Below are 9,624 nucleotides of genomic sequence, written 5' to 3'. Positions count from 1 at the left end.
AAAGTTTAATCAGACTTTGCACAAAGCCAGTGACCATACGTAAAGACAGACGGAATAAGGATTTAATCATTAAGCAGCATTGGATGACTGCGTCGGAGTAGGTTTGATTTCGCCCTTGTTTACCGATGGACGGAGCATACCATTGCGTAGCAGGATCAAACCAAATGGCAATATTTCCGCGACTCATGAGTGCTCGGTTATATGCGGGCCAATTGGTTGTGCGGTAGATTTTGTGTGCAGGCTTCTTCATTTGAAAATTATATCGCTGAAAAAGCCTTTACAGATAGGTTTGTGCAACAAAGCCTATCTGCATTAATCTTTTAAGACTTGCCTGTGGAATCATGATTTCATTTGTTTTTTACACTTATTGGTAGATGGGTATAATCATAAATTATTAAATTTTACATTTTTTGGATTCTTAGCCCTTATAGAGGTAGTCGTATTTTCATATTTTAAAGATTATTTACTTTTCAAAAATACTAAAATTTAAAAAAGAGAAGCCTTTCATATTCAGAAAGGCTTTGTGAAATAGTGTTTTGGAAATGATTAAAATAAGAAGTAACGCTGCGCCATTGGTAACACTTCCGCAGGCTCACAAGTCAAATGCACACCATCTGCACGTACTTCATAAATCTCAGGGTCAACCTCCATTACAGGACAATAAGTATTTAACTTCATATCTGCTTTCGAGATATTACGCGTGGCTTTACAAGGACTAATCAACTTCTTTAAAGCCAATTGTTCATGTACGCCTTGCTCTATTGCCACTTGCGATAAAAAGGTAATGCAGGTGTTATGTACGCCACGAGGGTAAGCGCCAAACATCGGACGATAATGCACAGGCTGTGGCGTTGGAATTGAAGCATTAATATCACCCATCGGCGCAGCTGCAATCATTCCGCCTTTAATAATCATCGAGGGCTTAACACCAAAAAATGCAGGCTTCCATAAAACAATATCGGCTAATTTACCCACTTCAATCGAACCAACTTCATGGCTTAATCCATGGGTAATGGCAGGATTAATCGTATATTTAGCAATATAGCGCTTCACACGATTGTTATCGTGATTTTGATTATCACCTTCGAGTGGGCCGCGTTGCACTTTCATTTTATGTGCTGTCTGCCAAGTACGTAATATTACTTCACCCACACGCCCCATCGCTTGCGAGTCGGAAGACATCATGGCAATTGCGCCCATATCCTGCAAGATATCTTCTGCAGCAATAGTTTCACGGCGAATCCGACTTTCAGCAAAAGCAACATCTTCAGAAATTGCAGGGTCTAAATGGTGGCAAACCATCAACATATCTAAATGTTCATCAATGGTATTGACGGTATATGGACGTGTGGGATTGGTTGAAGATGGTAAAACATTGGGTTGACCAATTGCTTTTAAAATATCTGGTGCGTGACCACCGCCCGCACCCTCAGTATGGTAAGTGTGGATGGTCCGGTTATTAAATGCTGCTAAGGTTTCTTCTAGAAAGCCACTTTCATTTAGTGTGTCTGTGTGAATGGCAACTTGTACATCGTATTGATCCGCCACACTTAGACAGTTATCAATCGCGGCTGGCGTCGATCCCCAGTCTTCATGTAATTTTAAACCCACCACACCGGCTTTGATTTGTTCAGCGATTGGTTCTGGCTGACTCAAGTTGCCTTTACCTAACAGACCAATATTCATAGGTAAATCATCAATAGCTTGTAGCATGGTCGCAATATGCCATGGGCCTGGAGTTACTGTGGTTGCAGATGTTCCTGCGGCGGGGCCTGTACCACCACCAATCATTGTAGTTGTGCCTGACATTAGTGCTGTTTCAACTTGTTGTGGGCAAATCCAATGAATGTGAGTATCAATCCCTCCCGCCGTTAAGATTTGTCCTTCACCTGCGATGACTTCAGTTGCTGCACCTAAAGGGATTGTAATGTCAGGTTGAATATCAGGGTTACCTGCTTTACCTATTTTCCAGATACGACCATTTTTAAGTCCAACATCGGCTTTGACAATACCCCACCAATCGACAATTAAAGCATTGGTAATGACGGTATCAGCGACCTCATCAGACAATAATTGTGACTGTCCCATACCATCGCGAATGACCTTGCCACCGCCAAATTTAACTTCTTCACCATAAGTCGTGAGGTCTTGTTCAACTTGAATAAACAATTCTGTATCAGCTAAGCGAACTCTATCACCTACTGTAGGGCCAAACATTTCCGCATAAGCACGGCGAGACATTTTCATTAATATATTTCCTATTCTAGATTTTTTGGCTTTAGCAGCTTTTGCATCGGAATAAATTGAATACCCCATTTCTCCGTTAGCGCACCGACCACTTCAAATCCATATTTTTTATAAATATCGAGTGCATAATGACTTGAATTTATTGTGATTATATCGGGATCATTTTTAAGTATTTCTTGCTCTAAAAAGTCCCACATTTGTCGACCATAACCTTGACCGTGATATTCAGCTTTTAAGAAATAATGCATGACATGAGATGGAGCGATATACGCCAAATTCCCAACGATTTCTTCATTAATTTCTGCCACAAAATAATGAATAAGTGGTTGTTGGAAGATGTTTTTCAACATATCAGGTTTAAAGCGTTCACGTCCTTCTTCAGTCACGACAACATAATCGACAAAAGGTTCAATAACAGCAGCGATGGCTTCAACATCATCAACAGTTGCTGGGCGTATTTTCATTATTAACATTTAATTCTCTTATGCTTTTTCATGTACTTATTGAACTTATTACTAACAATAATTTAATTGTTCAACAAGACACTTGAGCATAAAAATAGTTAATCCAATTTACCCATAACACGCCCTGCAAACCCATACACCTCACGTTTACCTGCAAGTGCAACCAATTCGATATCTCGACTTTGGCCCGGTTCAAAACGAACTGCTGTTCCAGCAGCGATGTTGAGTCGATAGCCTCTAGCTTGCTCTCGATTAAATTGCAAAGCATCATTGGCTTCAGCAAAGTGAAAATGAGAACCGACTTGAATTGGTCGATCGCCTGCATTAGCAACACGCATTTTCAGTGTTTCTCGTCCGACATTCATTTCAATGTCTGAATCAGGCGTAATAATTTCACCAGGAATCATGGCTTACTCCTTATTTTTATTAGACAATGGGTTGATGAACTGTGACTAACTTTGAACCATCTGGAAAAGTAGCTTCGACCTGCACTTCTGCAATCATTTCCGCGACACCATCCATGACATCTTCACGACTTAACAAGGTTGTGCCGTAATGCATTAACTCGCTCACGGACATGCCATCGCGTGCGCCCTCAAGCAGTGCTGCTGAAATAAATGCAATTGATTCTGGATAATTCAATTTTAATCCACGCGCTTTACGACGCTCAGCAACAAGGCCTGCGGTAAAAATTAATAATTTATCTTTTTCAGTTGGATTAAGTTCCATAACAATTTCCTAATCTTCTAAAATGTAGAATGCAAAATGCGTGCAAATTCTTCTTTCGCTCTCGCACGTTTTGATTTTTAGTGTCCTAACCCAAAGGTAAAATGAACACTTAATCTATTAATCTTGCTAGACCTATCTACTTTCCAATGATGGCAAAACTTAAGTGCGCCAAATCCGTGGGAATTCTTCTGCTAGGTCATACCAATAGCGTCTTAAACGGGCACGGACTGCTGCAAAAGCATCATGGCATTCACGTACATCATCGCCTAAATAACGTGCACAAATCACATCATCTAACAGGGTTAAAGTCACCGCTAGATTCATCCGCATAATCAATTCACGGATTAATTCGATATGTTCAGCCAGTAATGTTGTTTGCCTTAAACGCGATGGTGCTACTGCCCAGAAACTTCCCATCACAGCATGTCCATTCATACCTAAACAGGATGTAAGCCACCGATCCTGCCCCTTAAAATTTAAACTATCTGCAACCAATAATTTGTCTGCACGATACAGCCTAAATTTGCTTTGGTATTGCCCTTGCTGAAAAATTTCACCACGTGCTTGTCGACCGATGACCAACATATCCCACCCAATAAAACTGGCCATTTCATCTAGATGAATATGTGTTTCAGAGTCTGCATTGGCACCATCAAAAAGCATGGTTTCTTGCGGTAACCATTCAAATGTCGCCTGTGCTGCGACATGTATATGAATATGCTGATAGGCTTGCTTGCCATTGGTTTTGTACCATTTTCCTGCACCGGGCGTGGTAACTAACGCATGCGCATTCGCCTCAACTTTCATATCAAAAGTCAGATGGTCTCCGCCAGCAATTCCTGCTGGTGGATGCACAATAATTGCATGGCAAATACCAGTTTTTTCAGGCCACAACATCTTCTGAACGCGTACAGGCCCATGATGCTTGCGATGCTGTAATACGGTTCGATTTGACTGTACTTGATAGGCAAAACCAAGTTCCAAACAGGCATACCACAGTTGGCTGTTATGCTGCTGTTGTGTCGATATAAATTTTGTTTCGCTTAATACCAGATCATTCATTTGCATCTCCCTATTATTTGAGATGAATGAGGCATCAAGCTAAACCAATTACAGCAACAATAGCTGTCAAAGCACCAATCATTTGCTTACCATAAGGCACATATTTTTGAATAAATGCGCCGACGAGCAAACCGAATACGTATATAGATGCCATCGCTGTAACCATACCAACGACCAGTAAAACTGCCTGACCGCTTTGGCCAAGTTCCGTACCATGTGCGATGCCATGAAAACCGGCCAAAAGTGCAGCAATAAAAGGAACGGCTTTATTGGTTTTGGTCCAAAGAGCAACAGCCAATACAATTAACGACGCAATAATGCCGTTTTCAGCAATTGCTGTTGCTAAGTTGAATTGTGCACCGATCATAAAACCGACAATCATTGCGGCAGATAAACCGAATAATCCGGCCCATTTCCAGCGCTGGTGTGCAGTCCAAATCAATACGCCAAATGCTAACGCCATCATTAGATGATCAAGCCCTGTAAATGGATGCACAAAACCGCTGATAAAACTATTATGGCTATGCTCATGGCCTGGATGCGCCATTGCTACCAAGGGAAAGAATGCCAACGATGTGAAGGTAATTCTTTGCAATAATAACTTCATAGTGGATGCCCCTTATGCTTTAAACAAACCTTGTTTCTCAATAAAGCTGATGATGTCATTTAAGCCATCTTTAGTTTTCATATTGGAAAATAGAAAAGGTTTTTCACCGCGCATACGTTTCGCGTCTTGATCCATCACATCTAAATTTGCTCCAACCATTGGTGCAAGGTCGGTTTTGTTTATGATTAACAAATCAGATTTGGTAATACCGGGGCCACCTTTACGCGGAATTTTCTCCCCACCCGCCACATCAATTACATACAGGGTTAAATCTGAAAGTTCCGGGCTAAATGTTGCTGCCAAATTATCACCGCCACTTTCAATAATGATCAGTTCAAGGCCATCAAATTTTTCGCACAGGTCATCAATAGCCGCTAGGTTAATGGAGGCGTCCTCACGAATTGCGGTATGCGGGCAACCACCTGTTTCTACACCAACAATACGCTCAGGTGACATAGCTTCATGGCGTGTTAAAAAGTTGGAATCTTCTTTGGTATAAATATCATTGGTCACCACCGCCATATTGTATTTTTCACGCAGTGCCTGACATAAATTTAAAGTAAGCGCTGTTTTACCTGAACCAACTGGACCGCCAATACCTACGCGTAATGGGCTACGTTCTGTCATGTGAAATGTCCTTTATTTTTAAGATCTAAATAATCGTGAATATTGTGTTTCGTGTGCCATACTGAGCATGGCGTAATTAGGTAAGGCGCTACTGAGTTCAGCATCTTGCAGTGCTAAAGCACGTTCAATTGCCTCTGGAATCAGCCCATGCACATGCCATAAAATCCGTTGTCCACTCATCTGTCCAAGTGGTACAGTTTTCACGGCAGCCAACACCTGATTTTCAAGTACGGTAAAGGTATAAGCAGTCAAAACCTCTGCAACATCAAGTTCGAGTTGCCCACAAAGATGCGCATAGATGGGTACGAAACCGATCTGCTTTTTTAATTTCACAGGCTTTTTCAGCACATCACGAATCCACGCATTTAATGAAAATGCCAATTGCTGTGATTCAGCCAATAACTCTTTGCTTTCTCGACTTGCTCTATATAACTGCGCCCAGTATTCAAACTGCTCAGGCTGATCAAAAGATATTATTAGGCGTTTCAAAACGGGCAGCTCAAACCGTACCAAAAGCATTTCAAGCACTTCTTCAAAATAAGTAATGCTCGAGGTTTCATCAAAAATTAAGCTCTGATCAATCGCACTTTCTACCCCTTGAGAATAACAGTACGCCCCAATTGGTAGTGCCGTTGAGGACAAAGTCAACAGACTTAAAAGCTGTGAAGCATTAGGTGTGAACATGATGCAAAGCCTTAATTGGGCTTAATCTGTGATCATGCTGATGCTGTGCATAAGCACCGCTTTCAGGCTCAAATGGATGCATGGTTTCATATACCGTTAAACCAAGTCCAATTATCATTTCAGCCAATACATGATCTGGCTCAAAATACAGCGCCGTTGGTGTGAGCATTAAAGGGACGTGACGATTACCTAAGTGATACGCTGCTTTTAATAAATCAAAGCTGCTTGGTGCTTCTACTTTCATGAGTTTTTCTGCTTTGGCATCGACACGCAGTACATCACCCTCTTGAGTTGCGATATATGAACCGTGCCTTAAAATGCCGGTACGGGGTAAATCTGCACCAATATCGTGCCCGTTAGCTAAAGTTGCACGAAAACGGCTCTTTTGTCGTGTATCAAATGTCAGTTCAACTATCTCAACATTTTCTTGTACGACATTACCCTCAAGTCTTTCCGTATAGATTTTCATAAATACCCAATCTCAATTTCTTTTATCGTGATTCGTGAACTAAATTGATGCTAAATTCAGCATTAAATGAATGATTTGCATTAAAATAATGCACTATTCATGCCAATCTTATTTTGCCAAGCGTTTTATTTTTGCCGTGTCTATCTAATTATTTTGAAATTTGCTTCGTGCAAGACATCTTAATTATTAAAAAATATGTGATTGCCGATAATTATTCAGATGGCCATAAAAAAATCCCCCCATCGATGGAGGATTGTAGAAATAGAATTTATGCCAATCTAGCTAAGCATTAATACACATCTCGTCGGTAGTGACCGGCCTTACGTAAGGCATTAATTTGTTTAGCACCTAAAATTTCTACTAAAGCATCATCAATACCTTGGGCCATATTTAAACTACCACAGAGATAATACAAAACACGAAGAAACCAGCCACATTCACATCAAATAAAATCAATAACTTAAAATAAAAATTCCAAATACACCCTATTTCCCACCCGCTTTGAGCCTCTCAAATTCATCAAAAACCGCCCACATTTATAACCACTTTCTTGATCTTTTTATAAAAATTAAAAGTTTTTTGTACTTCTTGATCTAAGTTAAAAAAATCAGGAGGGCGAATAAATGAAGCCTACAAAAGCAAATTCTCAGCTAGCCAATAAAAGACCGTTTTATACAAAGGAGGTCATGATCCGTCCTTACCCGCCTCTGTTCAAAATTTACCAAAGCTACGCTCAGATTTTAAATGCCTCGCAACTGCCAACACACTTTCAACATGACGTGAGCCTAATATCTGCTACTGCACCTGCTCCAGCTGAGTTATTCGCAACAGATAACTTTCTTCTTGTTTATATAGCACAACAACAAAATATTCGAATCAAAGCTCGAAGCATTGTAGAAGCTGATGTAGACCTCATTCAGGTTCAATATCAACTCAGCAACACACTCTTTAAGTTGATGACTGAGCTCAAGATCAATCCACAGGCTCTTAATCCCGATAAGCTACTTCATAACTTAAATCAGTCTCTATCGAAACAAGCAATTTACGATGTGAATCAAAAGCTTTATGACAAACCCAGATGCAGTCTTTCTCGAGACCTACTCGCTAAGTTAATCGATTGCAGTCGTAATCAGCTACTTTATCGCCAGAAGCAAATCAACGGCACTCACGACCTACGAATTCAAGCACTCAAAAATAAATGTAAAGCACTCACGAGCGTACAACCATGCGCATCACAATTTTGGAGTTTAGACCATGAAAATTGAAAACATCATTGAGCGAATGCTAGATCATGAATTGATATAAGGCTAGCAAATCGATTTTTGACAGGAATTTATTCTTTATTTCCAGAAAAATATTGGCAGATTGCTATATCTTCTGAAATCTCTGAGGAAAAGCTCATGGAACGACTGCAGTTTAAATTTCTATCTTGCAGCATGAACAGCAGTCTAAATAATTCTTTTAAGTTTGAGCTAGTATCCCAAAACAATGGAAAGGCACTAACCGTCTTACGCTATTGCATGTTGGTTTTACTGATCCTGTGTACGCCGTCGCAACCTAGATCATAGCTGATCTGGCTGATAACCTGAAAACTCATAAAAGTCATGCAACAATTGAGCATAGACATCTGAAAAATTTATTAAGTTTTCTGGTTGTAAACCATAATGGTCAAAATAGCGATCATCAATGAAATAAGCTAATCCTATGTGCGTGTTGAGATAAGTTGATACGCCCAGTTGCCTACAAAAGTCAGGATTATATTGCAACTGTAATTGCGTATGGCTTTGTTGCACAAAGATTTGAAATGCAAAGCGCCCCTAATTGAGCCAAATTTAAGGCGTAACTTGGGTAAGTGGTCGACCTAATTCCGTAAATCTGTTGAGGACTGCTACACGTGCATGAATTTCATTCACCTGACTAGGAAAGCTTCTTGCCATTAATTTATCGCCTAATAATTTGATGCAATGCATCTTGGTTTCCACCAAACTGCGCCGATGATAGCCTGACCATTTTTTCCATAATGTCCTGCCTAAACGTTTAACTGTTCGAAGTAATTCATTTCGCTCTAGCGAGCTACTCTTTGTATCTTTCCATGGTTTCGCATTTTTTCTAGGTGGAATCACCGCATGTGCTTGCCGATCTGCAATGACCTGACGGCATTGCTTGGTGTCATAAGCTCCATCGGTATAAACAGAGTCAATCTGCTCATCTTGTGGAATCTGATTAAGTAAATCACCAAGCACCTGTGAATCACTGACATTATTGGTTGTGAGCTGAATAGCGCGTATTTGTAGGGTTTTGGCATCTATACCAATATGTAGTTTACGCCATTGGCGACGATATTCAGCTCCATGTTTCTTGCGTTTCCATTCGCCCTCACCTAGAAACTTCATGCCTGTAGAGTCTACGAGTAGATGCAGCCCATCGCTACTTTTTTGGTAGCTGATTGCAATATCAATATGCTTTTGTCTTCTACAAAGCGTGGTGTAATCTGGAGCTATCCAATTTAATCCGCAAAGTTTAATCAGACTTTGCACAAAGCCAGTGACCATACGTAAAGATAGACGGAATAAGGATTTAATCATTAAGCAGCATTGGATGGCTGCGTCGGAGTAGGTTTGATTTCGCCCTTGTTTGCCTTTTGATGGAGCATACCATTGCGTAGCAGGATCAAACCAAATGGCAATATTTCCGCGACTCATGAGTGCTCGGTTATATGCGGGCCAATTGGTTGT

Annotated in this window: 12 protein-coding genes; 1 reads left to right on the top strand and 11 read right to left on the bottom strand. The window is 40.6% G+C overall.

Going from position 1 to position 9,624, the window contains the following annotated elements; genetic code table 11:
- The 10 genes from ACNPNW_RS06545 to ureE form a co-directional block, all read right to left on the bottom strand.
- The coding region (locus ACNPNW_RS06545) for a transposase (protein WP_448766780.1) at positions 1–250 on the bottom strand (250 nt) is incomplete at its 3' end.
- A 296-nt stretch (positions 251–546) separates the two neighbouring features.
- Complete coding sequence (ureC, locus tag ACNPNW_RS06540; RefSeq protein ID WP_004778074.1) at positions 547–2,247, bottom strand: urease subunit alpha; 1,701 nt, start codon at positions 2,245–2,247, stop codon at positions 547–549.
- Positions 2,248–2,258: 11 nt separating this feature from the next.
- A complete protein-coding gene (locus tag ACNPNW_RS06535; RefSeq protein WP_004778076.1) occupies positions 2,259–2,720 on the bottom strand; it encodes a GNAT family N-acetyltransferase in 462 nt (153 codons plus the stop codon).
- A gap of 89 nt (positions 2,721–2,809) precedes the next feature.
- Positions 2,810–3,118 carry an urease subunit beta gene (locus tag ACNPNW_RS06530; protein ID WP_004778077.1) on the bottom strand — a complete coding sequence of 103 codons (309 nt, stop codon included), beginning with the start codon at positions 3,116–3,118 and terminating at the stop codon, positions 2,810–2,812.
- Between the two features lie 19 nt (positions 3,119–3,137).
- Positions 3,138–3,440: an urease subunit gamma gene (gene ureA, locus ACNPNW_RS06525; RefSeq protein ID WP_004778079.1), complete on the bottom strand. Its 303-nt coding sequence runs from the start codon at positions 3,438–3,440 to the stop codon at positions 3,138–3,140.
- Between the two features lie 159 nt (positions 3,441–3,599).
- Positions 3,600–4,502: an urease accessory protein UreD gene (locus tag ACNPNW_RS06520; RefSeq protein ID WP_004778080.1), complete on the bottom strand. Its 903-nt coding sequence runs from the start codon at positions 4,500–4,502 to the stop codon at positions 3,600–3,602.
- A gap of 34 nt (positions 4,503–4,536) precedes the next feature.
- Positions 4,537–5,109, bottom strand: a complete 573-nt coding sequence (locus ACNPNW_RS06515) for a HupE/UreJ family protein (RefSeq protein WP_004778083.1) — start codon at positions 5,107–5,109, stop codon at positions 4,537–4,539.
- A gap of 12 nt (positions 5,110–5,121) precedes the next feature.
- Positions 5,122–5,736 (bottom strand): urease accessory protein UreG, encoded by a 615-nt coding sequence (ureG, locus tag ACNPNW_RS06510; RefSeq protein WP_004778085.1) that lies wholly within the window; start codon positions 5,734–5,736, stop codon positions 5,122–5,124.
- Between the two features lie 18 nt (positions 5,737–5,754).
- Entirely contained in the window at positions 5,755–6,420 is a 666-nt protein-coding gene (locus ACNPNW_RS06505) for an urease accessory protein UreF (protein ID WP_004778087.1), read from the bottom strand.
- A complete protein-coding gene (ureE, locus tag ACNPNW_RS06500) occupies positions 6,407–6,889 on the bottom strand; it encodes an urease accessory protein UreE (RefSeq protein ID WP_005090807.1) in 483 nt (160 codons plus the stop codon). Before ureE ends, ACNPNW_RS06505 begins: the two co-directional genes overlap by 14 nt.
- 623 nt (positions 6,890–7,512) lie before the next feature.
- On the opposite strand from ureE, the gene ACNPNW_RS06495 reads away from it, so the two are divergent.
- Positions 7,513–8,154: a hypothetical protein gene (locus ACNPNW_RS06495; protein WP_005265722.1), complete on the top strand. Its 642-nt coding sequence runs from the start codon at positions 7,513–7,515 to the stop codon at positions 8,152–8,154.
- Positions 8,155–8,721: 567 nt separating this feature from the next.
- Here the strand turns inward: ACNPNW_RS06495 and ACNPNW_RS06490 are convergent.
- On the bottom strand, positions 8,722–9,624 hold a 903-nt coding region (locus tag ACNPNW_RS06490; protein ID WP_448766779.1), incomplete at its 5' end, for an IS5-like element IS17 family transposase.

This window comes from Acinetobacter endophylla, assembly GCF_053543775.1.
This window is presented reverse-complemented; position numbering and strand designations above follow the sequence as displayed.